Annotated in this window: 16 protein-coding genes; 11 read left to right on the forward strand and 5 right to left on the reverse strand. The window is 62.2% G+C overall.

Annotation, left to right across the window (positions count from 1 at the left end; all coding sequences use genetic code 11):
• Positions 1-2: 2 nt before the first annotated feature.
• The 3 genes from trmD to JNA92_RS08845 all read left to right on the forward strand — a co-directional run bounded on the left by trmD (position 3) and on the right by JNA92_RS08845 (position 1,650).
• The gene (trmD, locus tag JNA92_RS08835) at positions 3-755 is read left to right on the forward strand and encodes a tRNA (guanosine(37)-N1)-methyltransferase TrmD (protein ID WP_008094486.1); all 753 of its coding nucleotides are present in this window, start codon (positions 3-5) and stop codon (positions 753-755) included.
• 42 nt (positions 756-797) lie between these two features.
• Positions 798-1,148, forward strand: a complete 351-nt coding sequence (rplS, locus tag JNA92_RS08840; protein ID WP_008094487.1) for a 50S ribosomal protein L19 — start codon at positions 798-800, stop codon at positions 1,146-1,148.
• Positions 1,149-1,242: 94 nt separating this feature from the next.
• Positions 1,243-1,650 carry an acyl-CoA thioesterase gene (locus JNA92_RS08845; protein WP_241804337.1) on the forward strand — a complete coding sequence of 136 codons (408 nt, stop codon included), beginning with the start codon at positions 1,243-1,245 and terminating at the stop codon, positions 1,648-1,650.
• Between the two features lie 4 nt (positions 1,651-1,654).
• On the opposite strand, the gene JNA92_RS08850 is transcribed toward JNA92_RS08845, so the two are convergent.
• The gene (locus tag JNA92_RS08850; protein WP_241804338.1) at positions 1,655-3,481 is read right to left on the reverse strand and encodes a cation:proton antiporter; all 1,827 of its coding nucleotides are present in this window, start codon (positions 3,479-3,481) and stop codon (positions 1,655-1,657) included.
• Between the two features lie 68 nt (positions 3,482-3,549).
• Here JNA92_RS08850 and xerD point away from each other — a divergent pair, with 68 nt between their 5' ends.
• The 6 genes from xerD to JNA92_RS08880 all read left to right on the forward strand — a co-directional run bounded on the left by xerD (position 3,550) and on the right by JNA92_RS08880 (position 9,201).
• Complete coding sequence (gene xerD / locus JNA92_RS08855; RefSeq protein ID WP_241804339.1) at positions 3,550-4,446, forward strand: site-specific tyrosine recombinase XerD; 897 nt, start codon at positions 3,550-3,552, stop codon at positions 4,444-4,446.
• 152 nt (positions 4,447-4,598) lie between these two features.
• Positions 4,599-5,360: a bifunctional protein-disulfide isomerase/oxidoreductase DsbC gene (dsbC, locus tag JNA92_RS08860; protein ID WP_241804340.1), complete on the forward strand. Its 762-nt coding sequence runs from the start codon at positions 4,599-4,601 to the stop codon at positions 5,358-5,360.
• Positions 5,361-5,442: 82 nt separating this feature from the next.
• Positions 5,443-6,747: a homoserine dehydrogenase gene (locus tag JNA92_RS08865; protein WP_241804341.1), complete on the forward strand. Its 1,305-nt coding sequence runs from the start codon at positions 5,443-5,445 to the stop codon at positions 6,745-6,747.
• Positions 6,748-6,905: 158 nt separating this feature from the next.
• A complete protein-coding gene (gene thrC / locus JNA92_RS08870; protein ID WP_241804342.1) occupies positions 6,906-8,315 on the forward strand; it encodes a threonine synthase in 1,410 nt (469 codons plus the stop codon).
• 126 nt (positions 8,316-8,441) lie between these two features.
• Positions 8,442-8,840, forward strand: coding sequence for a histidine kinase (locus tag JNA92_RS08875; protein WP_241804343.1), 399 nt, complete (start codon positions 8,442-8,444; stop codon positions 8,838-8,840).
• Between the two features lie 79 nt (positions 8,841-8,919).
• Positions 8,920-9,201: a DUF3509 domain-containing protein gene (locus JNA92_RS08880; protein WP_241804344.1), complete on the forward strand. Its 282-nt coding sequence runs from the start codon at positions 8,920-8,922 to the stop codon at positions 9,199-9,201.
• 128 nt (positions 9,202-9,329) lie between these two features.
• On the opposite strand, the gene JNA92_RS08885 is transcribed toward JNA92_RS08880, so the two are convergent.
• Both JNA92_RS08885 and JNA92_RS08890 read right to left on the reverse strand, forming a co-directional pair.
• Positions 9,330-10,190, reverse strand: a complete 861-nt coding sequence (locus JNA92_RS08885) for a TIGR02285 family protein (protein WP_241804345.1) — start codon at positions 10,188-10,190, stop codon at positions 9,330-9,332.
• Positions 10,191-10,204: 14 nt separating this feature from the next.
• A complete protein-coding gene (locus JNA92_RS08890; RefSeq protein WP_241804346.1) occupies positions 10,205-11,404 on the reverse strand; it encodes a CaiB/BaiF CoA transferase family protein in 1,200 nt (399 codons plus the stop codon).
• 132 nt (positions 11,405-11,536) lie between these two features.
• On the opposite strand from JNA92_RS08890, the gene JNA92_RS08895 reads away from it, so the two are divergent.
• Together JNA92_RS08895 and recJ are read left to right on the forward strand one after the other, a co-directional pair.
• The gene (locus tag JNA92_RS08895; protein ID WP_046784361.1) at positions 11,537-12,079 is read left to right on the forward strand and encodes a YaeQ family protein; all 543 of its coding nucleotides are present in this window, start codon (positions 11,537-11,539) and stop codon (positions 12,077-12,079) included.
• 12 nt (positions 12,080-12,091) lie between these two features.
• Positions 12,092-13,801, forward strand: coding sequence for a single-stranded-DNA-specific exonuclease RecJ (gene recJ, locus JNA92_RS08900; RefSeq protein ID WP_241804347.1), 1,710 nt, complete (start codon positions 12,092-12,094; stop codon positions 13,799-13,801).
• Positions 13,802-13,913: 112 nt separating this feature from the next.
• On the opposite strand, the gene JNA92_RS08905 is transcribed toward recJ, so the two are convergent.
• Both JNA92_RS08905 and JNA92_RS08910 read right to left on the reverse strand, forming a co-directional pair.
• Positions 13,914-14,177 carry a DUF3077 domain-containing protein gene (locus JNA92_RS08905; RefSeq protein WP_115274004.1) on the reverse strand — a complete coding sequence of 88 codons (264 nt, stop codon included), beginning with the start codon at positions 14,175-14,177 and terminating at the stop codon, positions 13,914-13,916.
• A 139-nt stretch (positions 14,178-14,316) separates the two neighbouring features.
• A complete protein-coding gene (locus JNA92_RS08910) occupies positions 14,317-14,598 on the reverse strand; it encodes a hypothetical protein (protein WP_241804348.1) in 282 nt (93 codons plus the stop codon).
• Between the last annotated feature and the right edge of the window lie 304 nt (positions 14,599-14,902).

Below are 14,902 nucleotides of genomic sequence, written 5' to 3' on the forward strand. Positions count from 1 at the left end.
CGATGGGTAACCTTCGCGTAGACGTCATCACGTTGTTCCCCGAGATGTTCTCGGCCATCACGGAGTACGGCATTACCAGCCGCGCGGTAAAACAGGGGTTGCTTCAGGTGACCTGCTGGAACCCGCGGGACTACACCACAGATCGCCACCACACGGTGGATGATCGGCCGTTTGGCGGTGGCCCGGGCATGGTGATGAAAATCAAGCCTCTGGAAGACGCCCTGGTTAGCGCCAGGCAAGCGACCGGAGCATCGGCAAAGGTGATTTACCTTTCGCCGCAAGGCCGCAAGCTGACTCAGCAAGCGGTCAAAGGCCTGGCCGAACAGGAATCGCTGATCCTGATCGCCGGTCGTTATGAAGGCATCGACGAGCGTTTTATCGAAGCTCATGTCGATGAGGAGTGGTCGATTGGCGACTATGTGCTTTCCGGTGGCGAGCTGCCGGCCATGGTACTGATCGATGCGGTTACACGGCTGCTGCCCGGAGCTTTAGGGCATGTGGACTCGGCGGAGGAAGACTCCTTCACCGACGGTCTGCTCGATTGCCCGCACTACACCCGACCTGAGGTGTATGCGGATCAGCGTGTTCCCGACGTGTTGCTAAGTGGCAACCATGCACACATCCGGCGTTGGAGGATGAAGCAGTCCCTTGGTAGGACCTTCGAACGACGCGCCGATCTTCTGGAAAGTCGCTCGCTTTCTGGAGAAGAGAAGAAGCTGCTCGAGGAATATCTCCGCGAGCGGGACGATAGTTAAACGTATCGATGGTGGATCACGTATCCATCTTAGGAGCACAGCATGACCAACAAGATCATCCAGCAGCTCGAAGCCGAGCAGATGAGCAAGGAAATCCCGACCTTCGCACCAGGCGACACCATCGTCGTTCAGGTTAAAGTGAAGGAAGGTGAGCGTTCCCGTCTGCAGGCGTTCGAAGGCGTCGTTATCGCCAAGCGTAACCGTGGCCTGAACAGCGCCTTCACCGTGCGCAAAATCTCCAGCGGCGTTGGCGTTGAGCGTACCTTCCAGACCTACAGCCCGCAGATCGACAGCCTGGCCGTGAAACGTCGTGGTGACGTGCGTAAAGCCAAGCTGTACTACCTGCGCGACCTGTCCGGCAAAGCCGCTCGCATCAAGGAAAAACTGTCCTGAGTACAGTTTGCCCGGTGGCTCTGGCCGCCTAGCGAGAAAAAAGCAGCCTTCGGGCTGCTTTTTTGCGTTTTGAAACCCGAAAGAAGTGACGGACATGACCAGCCGAGACCAGGAAATTCAGCGCCGCACCGAGTTGTCGGTGACCCGCGTGACCAAAGCGGTATTCCCTAGCACCACCAACCACCACAACACCTTGTTCGGCGGCACTGCGCTGGCCTGGATGGACGAAGTGTCGTTCATCGCCGCTACGCGCTTTTGCCGGTTACCGCTGGTGACCGTCTCTACCGACCGCATTGACTTCAAGCACCCGATCCCGGCGGGCACTATCGTCGAGCTGGTGGGCACGGTGATCAAGGTCGGAAACACCAGCCTGCAGGTTCAAGTGGACGTATTCGTCGAGAACATGTACCTGGATGGGCGCGAGCGGGCGATCCATGGTGTGTTCAGCTTTGTCGCCATCGACGAGGACAAGCGCCCGGTGCCGGTGTTGTCACAGGCCTGAGGGCTCAACCCGGCGCGGCAGTCGTCTCGGTGACGGGGGCCGGTTCTACCAGTGCCACCAAGGTCCAGCCAGGTTGCGGCGCAAGCGGGTTCTCGGGGCTTGATACATGCACCCAGCCCTGGGTATCCCGGGCAAACAACAGATGTGCGCGCTCGCCATGCAGCGCCTGGTAATTGCCCCAGTCGAAGCCCTCGGTCAGGTGGGTGCTGTACAGCTCCGCGCCATGATGCAGGCGATTGGCCATTTGCTGGTAGGTCATCGGGCTGGAGCCCAGCAGTTGGCCGCGGTGCTCTTCGCTGGCCCGGTGTTTGTCGCTGCGCTGCTTCTCCAGGCCGCTGGCCAGCACATACAAACGGCCGTGGCCGAAGTCATGGCGAAAGCGCGCACAGGCCAAGGCGTTGATTTCCCCAGCAGGTGACAGCCCTAGCAGGTGGCCGAGGCCTACCAGGTCCAGGTGCGCGTCGGCATGTTGCGAAGCCGGGTTGCCAAAGTAGGTCGGCAGCCCCTCCATGCGTGCCGCACGAATGTTTTCCCAGCTCGAATCGGTCAGCAACACACGGCAACCCAATTGCTGCAGAGCCTTGCCGAGGGTGCGTGCAGGCTCGTTGGCGCCGACGATGAGAAAACCGCTGGGCGCAGGCTCCGCCACTTTCAGCAGGCGCGCCAAGGGGCGCGCCGTCGCGCTCTGCAGCACGACCGTGCCGATGATCACTGCGAAGGTGAGCGGCACCAACAGCAGTGCGTCCTGATGCCCGGCCTCATCCAGGCGGATGGCGAATATCGCCGACACTGCGGCGGCTACGATACCGCGCGGTGCGATCCAGGCCAGCAGCGCCCGTTCCCGCCAGTTCAGCGTGGAGCCCAGCGTTGACAGCAAGACATTCAACGGCCGCGCCACCAGCTGGATCACCAGCAGCAGTGCCAGTACGGCCGGGCCCAGCCCCAGCAGGGCGTGCAGGTCGAGCCGAGCGGCCAGCAGGATGAACAGGCCAGAGATCAGCAGTACGCTGAGGTTCTCCTTGAAGTGCAGGATCTGCCGTACATCCACGCCACGCATGTTGGCCAGCCACATGCCCATGACCGTCACCGCCAGCAGCCCGGACTCGTGAACGATCTGGTTGGCGGCGATGAAAATACCCAGTACGGCAGCCAGCGACGCCAGGTTGTGCAGGTATTCCGGCAGCCATTGCTCGCGCATGATCTGCCCCAGTAGCCAGCCGCCGGCGGCGCCCAGGGCGCTGCCGCAGAAGATCACCCCGGCAAAGGTGCCCAGGCTCTGGCTCAGGCCATCGCCATCGGCGCTGGCGATGATGAAGCTGTACACCACGACGGCGAGCAGGGCACCGATCGGGTCGATGACGATGCCTTCCCAACGCAGGATGTTGGCAATGGTCGCCTTGGGCCGTACCACGCGCAGCATCGGTACGATGACCGTAGGGCCTGTCACCAGGGTCAAGGTGCCGAACAGGATTGCCAGCGGCCAGTCGAACCCCAGCAGCCAGTGTGTGGCCAGGGCGATCACCAGCCAGGTCGCCAGGGCGCCGACGGTGACCAGTCGGTGCACCACGCTGCCGATCTCCCGCCATTGCGAGAGGTGCAGGGTCAGGCTGCCTTCGAACAGGATCAGTGCCACCGCCAGTGATACCAGAGGCATCAGCAGCGGGCCGAACAGCGCTTGCGGGTCGAGCCAGCCGAGCAACGGCCCGAGCGTTATGCCGGCCAGCAGCAGGAAGAGAATCGCCGGAAGCTTCAGGCGCCAGGCCAGCCACTGGCAGGCGAGGGCGGCGGCACCGATACCGCCCACACTGAGAAGGATCTGCTGTTCGTTCATGCGGGCTCCCTATGCCGGCGTTGTTATGAAAGACTAAGCGTCATTTCGTCGTTTGCCACCGAGTTTTCATGCCTGCCCTTGACCACCCCTTGATCGACCAGTTCCTTGATGCCCTGTGGCTGGAAAAAGGCCTTTCCGACAACACTCGCCTCTCCTATCGCAGTGACCTGGCGCTGTTCAATGGCTGGCTGCAGGATCACGGCCTGGCCTTGCCTGAGGCCGGTCGGGAGCTGATCCTCGATCACCTGGCCTGGCGCCTGGATCAGGGTTACAAACCCCGTTCCACAGCGCGTTTTCTCTCCGGTCTGCGTGGCTTTTTTCGCTACTTGCTGCGGGAAAAGCTCATTGCCGTCGACCCGACCCTGCAGATAGAGATGCCGCAGCTGGGCAAGCCCTTGCCCAAGTCGCTGTCGGAAGCCGACGTCGAGGCCCTGTTGCAGGCCCCCGACCTTGGCGAAGCCATTGGCCAGCGCGACCGTGCCATGCTTGAGGTGCTGTATGCCTGTGGTCTTCGCGTTACCGAACTGGTCAGCCTTGCCCTGGACCAGGTCAACCTGCGCCAGGGCGTGCTCCGGGTGATGGGCAAGGGCAGCAAGGAGCGCCTGGTGCCCATGGGCGAAGAGGCGGTGCTGTGGCTGCAGCGCTACCTGCGCGACGGGCGCGCCGAGCTGCTCAGCGGGCGCCCCAGCGATGTGTTGTTCCCCAGCCTGCGCGGGGAGCAGATGACCCGCCAGACGTTCTGGCACCGCATCAAGCATCACGCGCGGGTTGCCGGTATCGACAAGCCCCTGTCGCCGCACACCTTGCGTCACGCCTTCGCCACCCATCTGCTCAACCACGGTGCCGACCTGCGCGTGGTGCAGATGCTGCTGGGGCACAGCGATCTGTCGACCACGCAAATCTATACCCATGTGGCCAAGGCCCGCCTGCAGCAACTGCACGCACAGCACCACCCACGTGGATGAATGATTTTCATGTTCCGCCGGCCGGTACTCGCAGACCCCTTCACCGGTAGCGTGTTGTGGTAGGCTTGGGCGGTTTGCACCAAGGGCCGCACGGTCGCCGCGTTTTTCCGCAGGTGACGCCCCTCGGCCCCTGTCCGCCTTCAGGAGTTCCCATGCGCGTGACCCAGATTTTCGCCGCCGCCGCGTTGGCGCTGGCCAGTACCTTTGCCGTTGCCGCGGCGACCGACAGCAATGCCGCTGCCGAGCAGGCGATTCGCAAGTCGTTGCAGAACCTTGAGCTGGAGGTGCCGGTCGAGAGCGTGGCCAGCAGCCCGCTCAACGGCCTGTATGAAGTCAAGCTGCAGGGCGGCCGTGTGCTGTACGCCAGCGCCGATGGCCAGTTCGTCATGCAGGGCTACCTGTACCAGATCCAGGACGGCAAGCCGGTCAACCTGACCGAGAAGACCGAACGCCAAGGGGTCGCCAAGCTCATCAATGGCATTCCAGCCGCCGAGATGGTGGTTTATCCTGCAAAGGGCCAGACCAAGTCGCACATCACCGTATTCACCGACACCACCTGCCCGTATTGCCACAAGCTGCACGCCGAAGTGCCAGAGCTCAACCGTCGCGGTATCGAAGTGCGCTATGTCGCCTTCCCGCGCCAGGGGCTCGGTTCGCCGGGTGACGAGCAGCTGCAGGCCGTGTGGTGCTCCAGTGACCGCCGCGCAGCGCTGGACAAGATGATCGACGGCAAGGAAATCAAAGCCGCCAAATGCACCAACCCGGTCGGCAAGCAGTTCCAGTTGGGCCAGTCGATCGGCGTCAACGGCACGCCGGCGATCGTGCTCGAAAATGGCCAGGTGATTCCAGGTTATCAACCGGCACCGCAAGTGGCCAAACTGGCCCTGGCCGGCCAACAGCAGGCCGCCAAGTAAATCATTCAGTACGCCGTCGTCATGGGGTGACGGCATGTTTCACGGTCGGCGCAGGTGCCGGCCGTTCAATGGGGAGTTCACAGTGAAACCGGTCAAAGTAGGCATCTGTGGGTTGGGGACCGTCGGTGGCGGAACCTTCAATGTACTTCAGCGCAACGCCGAGGAGATTGCCCGCCGTGCCGGGCGCGGTATTGAAGTGGCACAGATCGCCATGCGCTCGCCTAACCCGAACTGCCAGATTACCGGTACCCCCATTACCGCTGATGTGTTCGACGTTGCGAGCAACCCGGAGATCGACATTGTCATCGAGCTGATCGGTGGCTACACCATCGCCCGCGACCTGGTGCTCAAGGCCATCGACAACGGCAAGCACGTGGTCACCGCCAACAAGGCGCTGATCGCCGTACACGGCAACGAAATCTTCGCCAAGGCCCGTGAGAAGGGCGTGATCGTCGCCTTCGAAGCCGCAGTGGCAGGTGGCATCCCGGTGATCAAGGCGATCCGCGAAGGCCTGTCGGCCAACCGCATCAACTGGCTGGCCGGGATCATCAACGGCACCGGCAACTTCATCCTCACCGAGATGCGTGAAAAAGGCCGCGCCTTCCCCGACGTGCTGGCCGAAGCGCAGGCGCTGGGTTATGCCGAAGCCGACCCGACTTTCGACGTCGAAGGTATCGATGCCGCGCACAAGCTGACCATCCTGGCATCCATCGCCTTTGGTATCCCGCTGCAGTTCGACAAGGCCTACACCGAAGGCATCACCCAGCTGACCACCGCCGATGTGAACTACGCCGAAGCCCTGGGCTACCGCATCAAGCACCTGGGTGTGGCCCGCCGCACTGCAGAAGGCATCGAGCTGCGCGTGCACCCGACGCTGATCCCGAGCGACCGTCTTATCGCCAACGTCAATGGCGTGATGAACGCCGTGATGGTCAATGGCGATGCCGCAGGCTCCACCCTTTACTACGGCGCCGGCGCCGGCATGGAGCCCACCGCCTCCTCGGTGGTCGCCGACCTGGTCGACGTTGTCCGCGCCATGACCAGCGACCCTGAAAACCGCGTACCGCACCTGGCCTTCCAGCCGGATTCGCTGTCGGCGCACCCTATCCTGCCGATCGACGCCTGCCAGAGCGCCTACTACCTGCGTATCCAGGCCAAGGATCACCCGGGCGTGCTGGCCCAGGTGGCGAGCATCCTCTCGGAGCGTGGCATCAACATCGAGTCGATCATGCAGAAGGAAGCCGAGGAACAGGACGGCCTGGTGCCGATGATTCTGCTGACCCACCGTGTGGTCGAAAAGAGCATCAACGACGCCATCGTTGCACTGGAAGCCTTGCAGGACGTGGTCGGCAAGGTCGTGCGCATCCGCGTCGAACAGCTCAACTAAGCGGCAAGCTTCAAGCTGCAAGCTGCAAGAAAAAGCAGTTCGGTGTTGAGGCTTTTAACAGTTTAAATTTGCGGCAAGGGCAGTGCAGGGCGTAAGAGAAATGCCGATCGGCTTTTTCTTGCAACTCGCAGCTTGCCGCTCAAACCGAAGGTTTGCATATGCGCTATATCAGCACCCGCGGCCAGGCACCGGCCCTGAATTTCGAAGACGTCCTGCTGGCTGGCCTGGCCAGCGATGGCGGCCTGTACGTGCCAGAGAACCTCCCACGCTTCACCCAGGAAGAAATCGCTTCCTGGGCGGGCCTGCCGTATCACGAGCTGGCTTTCCGTGTGATGCGCCCGTTCGTCGAGGGCAGCATTGCCGACGCCGACTTCAAGAAGATCCTGGAAGAGACCTACGGCGAGTTCGCCCACGCCGCGGTCGCTCCGCTGCGCCAGCTGAACAGCAACGAGTGGGTTCTTGAGTTGTTCCACGGGCCGACGCTGGCCTTCAAGGACTTCGCCCTGCAGCTGCTCGGGCGCCTGCTCGATCACGTGCTGGCCAAGCGCAACGAGCGCGTGGTGATCATCGGCGCGACCAGCGGCGACACCGGCTCTGCCGCGATCGAAGGCTGCCGCCGCTGCGACAACGTCGACATCTTCATCCTTCACCCGCACCAGCGCGTGTCGGAAGTTCAGCGCCGCCAGATGACCACCATCTTCGGCGACAACATCCACAACATCGCCATCGAAGGCAACTTCGATGACTGCCAGGAGATGGTCAAGGCCAGCTTCGCCGACCAATCGTTCCTCAAAGGCACCCGCCTGGTCGCGGTCAACTCGATCAACTGGGCGCGGATCATGGCCCAGATCGTTTACTACTTCCACGCTGCCCTGCAGCTCGGCGGCCCGGCGCGTTCGGTGGCGTTCTCGGTGCCGACCGGCAACTTTGGCGACATCTTCGCCGGTTACCTGGCACGCAACATGGGCCTGCCGGTCAGCCAGCTGGTGGTTGCCACCAACCGCAACGACATCCTGCACCGCTTCATGAGCGGCAACCAGTACGTCAAGGAAACCCTGCACGCGACCTTGTCGCCGTCGATGGACATCATGGTCTCGTCCAACTTCGAGCGCTTGTTGTTCGACCTCCATGGTCGCAACGGCGCGGCTATCGGCGAATTGATGGCCAACTTCAAGCAGGGTGGCGGTTTCAGCGTCGACCAGGACCGCTGGACCGAGGCGCGCAAGCTGTTCGATTCGCTGGCCGTCAGCGACGAGCAGACCTGCCAGACCATCGCCGAGGTCTTCGCCAGCACAGGTGAAGTACTCGACCCGCATACCGCGATCGGCGTGAAGGCCGCGCGCGAATGCCGTCGCAGCCTGGATACCCCGATGGTGGTGCTGGGCACCGCGCACCCGGTCAAGTTCCCGGAGGCCGTGGAGAAGGCGGGCGTCGGCAAGGCGCTGGAGCTGCCTGCGCACCTGAGCGACCTGTTCGGCCGTGAGGAGCGCTGCACGGTTTTGGCCAACGACCTCAAGGCCGTCCAGGCCTTCGTCAGCCAGCACGGTAACCGCGGCAAGCCGCTTTAATCGTGATGAAGGGGGCCGCTGCGCGGCCCCGCTTTTAGACTTTTCCCTGGTTTTATTCAGATTTTTCCTATGTAAAACGCGTTAAGCGCTGCATACAGTGGCCCGTCCTTCCCTCAGGAGTGGCTCATGCATCAGCCCTACGTGTTGATTCACCAGGCTCGGCCTTCCCACCAGATTCTCCTGCATCAGGCGTGCAATGCCCTGGGCGTGTTCGACGTGCGCATCACCCATGATCTGCTTGACCTCAATACCTGCCTTGCACGCAAGCGCGGTGCAGACCTGCTGATCCTCGACCATTCGATGAAAGGCGGCCAGGCCCTGCTCGAACGTCTGCAGCGCAACCGCTGTTCACGCGCCTTGCTTTTTGTCGGCTGTGCCAGCGAGCACCGTCCCAACCTAGCCGAGCAAGCACGCGAGCGTGGCCTCTGGGTGCTGGCCGATTTGCCGTGGCCGCTGCCGGTGCGGCGCTGGCAACAGGCCTTGCAGCGTATTCAAACGTTCACATCCCCCACGCATGCTGATTGAAACAGCTCAAGCGTAACGAACTTTCCGCTGCGCTTGCTGGTCAGTTTCTTCATAGACCACCACGCAGCGAGTGATCCGGATGGAAAGAATCTGCAGACTGCTTAATGATGCACTGAGCCCTTATCAGACCCAGCTTGGCGCCGCCGATGCCAGTGGTAATCGGCAACTCACCGTTGTCGACAGCCTCGGTGGCATGACCTTGCGCCGAACGGTCAGCCAACGCCAGTTACAGGAGCAGCGCCTGCTGATCGACCTGGTCGATGGCCTTCACCGTGACCTGCAGATCGCCGAGGGGCGCCTGCAACCCTGTGTCATCGCGGCTTTGCAGCAACGCCAACAACCTGCGGGAACCTTTGCCTGAGTGGCGCATCAGACACAGTAGGGCAGCCAGCCAGCACACAGCTCCGGTGATGGCGGGTTGTCACGGGAAGTCCATGAGGACTTTCGATTGGCCCCGGGCGTCCTCCCCAGCGTCCCGGGGTTTCTTTTTTAGCGCCCCTCGAAAAAATGCCTGCTCTGCTCCAGGTACTCTGTCTGGAACTCCGGGTCCAGCCACCTGGCATAGAGCGCTGGAAGGGTGTCCTGGCGCAGCGCGGACAGCAGTTGGTCTATATGCGCGACGGCTGCGCGCCCCGATGGCGTATCGGAGCAGCCCACATGCAGGAACTGAAAGCGGTCCACGCCTTGTATCGGGTGAAACTGATAGTCATCGAGCGAGCCGCCTTGTTGCTGGATCAGGTAGCGCACTTCCGGCCAGTAGCCGAGCACCAGTTGCAGGCGCCCGAGGCGCTGCATCTGCAGTAGATTGGCAGTAGCATCGTTACCATAGTGGCGGCTGAAAACCGAGTCGGGAAGCGGGTGCAGGATCGCATCGATCTGGGTGCTGTAGCTGCGCCCGGCGACGATGCCGAGCTTCAGTTGCGTATCGCTCAACAAGCGCCTGAGATCGATCTGCGCGCCATCCAGAAACGGTGCCAGCAGCGGTCCGGCTTGCTTGCGCACGACCAGGCCACCGCTCATCGCCCCCAGCGCCGGTTTGGAGAAGTGCACGAACTTCGCGCGCTCCGGTGTCCACAATAACGTCGGATCGCAGGTGAAGCTGGCAGGGTCCTGCAGCATCTGTATGCCGCGCGCCCGAGTGACGCGCACGATGTCGTGGTCGTATTCGGGCATCTGCTCGATCAGCAGCGCCAGCATCCGGTCGATCGCACCTTGGCCTTTGGCCGCACCCTCCAGGATGGTGAAAGGCGGCAGGTCGCGGACCAGCCATAGCAGGCGTTCCTTGGCCTGCACTGGCGCGATGACCATGGCGAGCAGCAGCCCGCACAGCAGGGACAGGCGCGCGCGCACGGGTGGAGGCGACCTCAGACCGCGCCGGCCTGGCGCAAACGGGCGATGGCGGCGGCGTCATACCCCAGGGTGCCAAGCAGGGCATCTGTGTGTTCGCCTAGCGCCGGGCCCACCCACTCGGCCGAGCCGGGTGTCTCGGACAGCTTGGGTACGATGCCTGGCATCTTGAACGCTTTACCGTCTGGCAGGCGGGCCTGCAGGAACATTTCGCGGGCCAGGTACTGCGGGTCGCTGAACATGTCTTGCGCCGAATAGATGCGGCTGGCCGGAACATCGGCGACGGTCAACGTCTGCATCAGCTGCTCCAGCGGCAAGCTGTTGGCCCAGCGGTCGATAACGCCATACAGCTCGTCACGCCGTGCATCGCGGCCATCATTGCTGGCCAGCGTCGGGTCGTCGGCCAGGTCGTGACGGCCGATGGCCTGCATGAAGCGTTTGAAGATCGCATCGCCATTGGCACCGATCTGCACGTGCTTGCCGTCGGCGCTGGTGTGGATGGAGGAGGGCGTGATGCCTGGCATGATGTTGCCGGTGCGTTCGCGAATGAAGCCAAACACATCGAACTCCGGGACCATGCTTTCCATCATGGCGAAGATTGCCTCGTACAGCGCCACGTCCACTACCTGGCCCTGGCCGCCGTTGACTTCGCGGTGACGCAGCGCCATCAGTGCGCCGATCACGCCCCACAATGCCGCGATCGAATCGCCGATGGAGATGCCGGTGCGTACCGGTGGGCGGTCATCGAAGCCGGTGATGTAGCGCAGGCCACCCATCGACTCGCCCACGGCGCCGAAGCCTGGCTGATCCTTCATCGGCCCGGTCTGGCCGAAGCCTGAGAGGCGCACCATCACCAGTTTCGGGTTGAGCTCGTGCAGCACATCCCAGCCCAGGCCGAGCTTTTCCAGCACGCCCGGGCGGAAGTTCTCGATGAGAATATCGGCCTCGGCCAGCAGCCGCTTGAGGACCTCGCGGCCATCGGGGTGCTTGAGGTTCAGGGTCAGCGACTGCTTGTTGCGCGCCTGCACGAACCACCACAGCGACGTACCTTCGTACAGCTTGCGCCATTTACGTAGCGGATCACCGCCGTCGGGCGACTCGACCTTGATTACCTCGGCCCCGAACTCGGCGCAGATGCGCGAGGCGAACGGGCCAGCGATCAGGGTGCCAAGCTCGATCACTTTCAGGCCGGCGAGGGGTTTGCTCGGTGTAGGCATGGGGCATCCGGGGCGAATGGGCAGAGGCGTGGTTTTATCATAGGTCGTTGGCGGCAGATACTGCTGCGGCGCAACGAAGAGCAGGATCGGGTAGACTGTGTGACTTTTCTTTGCGCAAGAAGCCCGTCGACCATGGCCCAGCCGTCCACCACCTACAAATTCGAACTGAATCTGACCGATCTCGATCGCGGCGTGTACGAAAGCGTCAAGCAGACCATCGCCCGTCATCCTTCGGAAACCGAGGAGCGCATGGCCGTGCGGCTATTGGCCTACGCACTTTGGTACAACGAGAATCTGTCGTTCGGCCGCGGCCTGTCGGATGTCGACGAGCCTGCCCTGTGGGAGAAGAGCCTGGACGACCGCGTGCTGCACTGGATCGAAGTGGGCCAGCCTGACGCTGATCGCCTGACCTGGTGTTCGCGCCGTACCGAGCGCACCAGCCTGTTGGCCTACGGCAGCTTGCGGGTATGGGAGTCCAAGGTGGTGGGCGCGGTCAAGAACCTGAAAAACCTGAACATCGCCGCTGTACCGCAAGAGGTGCTCGAAGTGCTGGCCACGGACATGCCGCGCAGCATCAAGTGGGACGTGATGATCAGCGAAGGCACGGTGTTCGTCACTGATGACCGTGGCCAGCACGAAGTGCAGCTGCAGTGGCTGCTCGGTGAGCGTGGCTGAGCCAACCGACCCATGCGTATCGAACCCCGCCCGCTGCCGCCGACACTGCCGTTTCTCGGTAACCTGCCACCCTTGCTGACCCGACTGTATGCCGCCCGTGGCGTGCAATCTGAGGCAGAGCTGGACAAGAGCCTGGCGAGGCTGTTGCCGTACCAGCAGCTAAAAGGCATTGATGCCGCGGTAGACTTGCTGGTCGAAGCGCTCGACCAGCGCCAGCGCATCATCATCGTCGGCGACTTCGATGCCGACGGCGCCACCGCCAGTACGGTCGGCGTACTCGGGCTGCGCCTGCTGGGGGCAGCCCATGTCGACTACCTGGTGCCCAACCGTTTCGAATATGGCTACGGCCTGACGCCAGAGATCGTCGAGGTGGCGCTGCAGCGCCAGCCACACTTGCTGATCACGGTCGATAACGGCATTTCCAGTGTCGAGGGTGTGGCGGCAGCCAAAGCGGCCGGGCTCAAAGTGCTGGTCACCGACCACCACCTGCCAGGCCAGCAGTTGCCGGACGCCGACGCCATCGTCAACCCGAACCAGCCAGGTTGCGGCTTCCCGAGCAAGTCGCTGGCCGGCGTCGGGGTGATCTTCTATGTGCTGATGGCCTTGCGCGCCCGCCTGCGCAGCCTGGGGCGCTACGAAACAAAACCACAACCGAACATCGGTGAACTGCTCGACCTGGTCGCGCTGGGCAGCGTTGCCGACGTGGTGCCGCTGGATGCCAACAACCGCATTCTGGTGCACCAAGGCCTTGAGCGCATCCGCGCCGGCCGGGCACGGCCGGGGCTGAAGGCGATTCTGGAGGTGGCACGTCGCGACCACCGGCGTATCACCTCCACCGACCTGGGCTTCATTTTAGGCCCGCGGCTCAATGCCGCCGGGCGCCTGGACGACATGAGCCTGGGTATCGAGTGCCTGTTGTGCGAGGACGAGGCGCTGGCCCAGGACATGGCGCAGCAGCTCGATGGCCTGAACCAGGACCGCAAGTCGATCGAGCAGGGCATGCAGCGCGAAGCGTTGGCCCAGCTCAAGGATTTGCCGGTCGAGGCCATGCCGTACGGCCTGTGCCTGTTCGATGCCGAATGGCACCAAGGTGTGATCGGCATTCTTGCCTCGCGCCTGAAGGAGCGTTACCACCGCCCGACCATCGCCTTTGCCGATGCTGGCGACGGCATGCTCAAGGGCTCCGCACGTTCGGTGCCGGGGTTCCATATCCGCGATGCGCTGGATGCAGTGGCGGCGCGCCATCCGCAGTTGATCAGCAAGTTTGGCGGCCATGCCATGGCTGCAGGCCTGTCGTTGCCCGAAAGTCATTTCCCGGCGTTCGCCGAAGCGTTCGATGAAGAAGTCCGTCGCCAGTTGCGCGAAGACGATTTGACCGGCCGTCTGCTTTCGGACGGCAGCCTGGCGGTGGAGGAATTTCACCTGGACCTGGCCAAGGCCCTGCGTAATGCCGGGCCTTGGGGGCAACACTTCCCCGAACCACTGTTCCATGGCGTGTTTCAGTTGGTCGAGCAGCGTGTGGTCGGCGAGCGGCATTTGAAGGTGGTGCTCAAGAGCGAATGTGGCTCGGTTCGTCTGGACGGCATCGCCTTTGGCATTGACCGCGAAGTGTGGCCCAACCCGACCGTGCGCTGGGTGGAGCTGGCGTACAAGCTGGATGTGAACGAGTTCCGCGGAAACGAAAGTGTGCAGTTGATGATTGCGCATATGGAGCCGCGCTGAGGAGCCTGCAGGTGCCTGACTTGTCTTTGAGGGGCGGCGCTCGATTGCCCTGGCGCCGTAAACCTAAAGGTCAAGACCTAGGCTCCCTGACACTTTAGCCATCCGAAGAAAGTTAGCCTGTCATGCCTAACTCGGCATCATCCATCAGTGCCTTGGCCATGGCACTGAGGTAGTGGGATGCCCAGATCATCATCGGTTTTTCATCCATCAGGCCGATGATGGTCAGCTCTCGTACATAACCCATCAATTCCGAGGCCTGCTCACGGGCATCGCGGCAGGGAATCCCTGGCTCGATGCGGAACAGTGGGTGAGTCTGGTGTTCACCTTGAAAGAAGGTGGTCTTCCCGACAGTAAAGTGGGTGTCGTCTGTGGTCATCGAATTCCCTCCCGAAGTTTCTCGATTGCTTGTTCTGGCCTCTTTTTGGGCAAGCTCCCACAGGTCATCTGCAAGTTTTGAGGATTGGGATGCCCCGGTGGCTGCGGGGTTACCCGCGAAGAGGCCAGTGGATCCAACCTCAATGCAGGGTAGTAGTACGCTCCAAGGCCAATGACAGCGCATCCGCTTGGCCCCAGGCAATCTGCAGGGCACGCAGCCCATTCACAAGCGATTCCCGGGAGCTGTCATCTTCGACGGCATCGAGGACTCGATGGCAATGGTTGTAAGCGAGCATCAGGTAATGGGTGACATTCATCAACACGTGATCGATTGGCACGATGCCTTCGTTCACGGCGTTGGTCAGGGTCTTGTCGGAGGGAAGATCGAAATGGTGCGGTGGATCGGGGACTAGTTTTTTCATAGTGAACGACTCGTAAGGTTACTGATTGACCGACCTGTCCGATTCCACACGGATGGGTGGCAGTTGTACGCGGTGTGGAATCCAGGCTACGAGTAAACCCGGTAGGCTTTGCGGCCTCCCGCGCACAACTGCCATGACGACAGCAACTCAGTAATTGACAGGATTCCACTCCCGGACGCCAAACATCAGCGACGCAAGAAGCCTAAAGGGTGGGGTTTCCAGGGACAATCAGCCGCGAGTCGACAAGATTCGTAGGATATTTTCCTGATGTAAGTATCGCTAGCTCATATGTGTAGGAAATATC

The sequence above is a fragment of the Pseudomonas putida genome (assembly GCF_022627325.1).
Classification (GTDB): Bacteria; Pseudomonadota; Gammaproteobacteria; order Pseudomonadales; family Pseudomonadaceae; genus Aquipseudomonas; species Aquipseudomonas putida_X.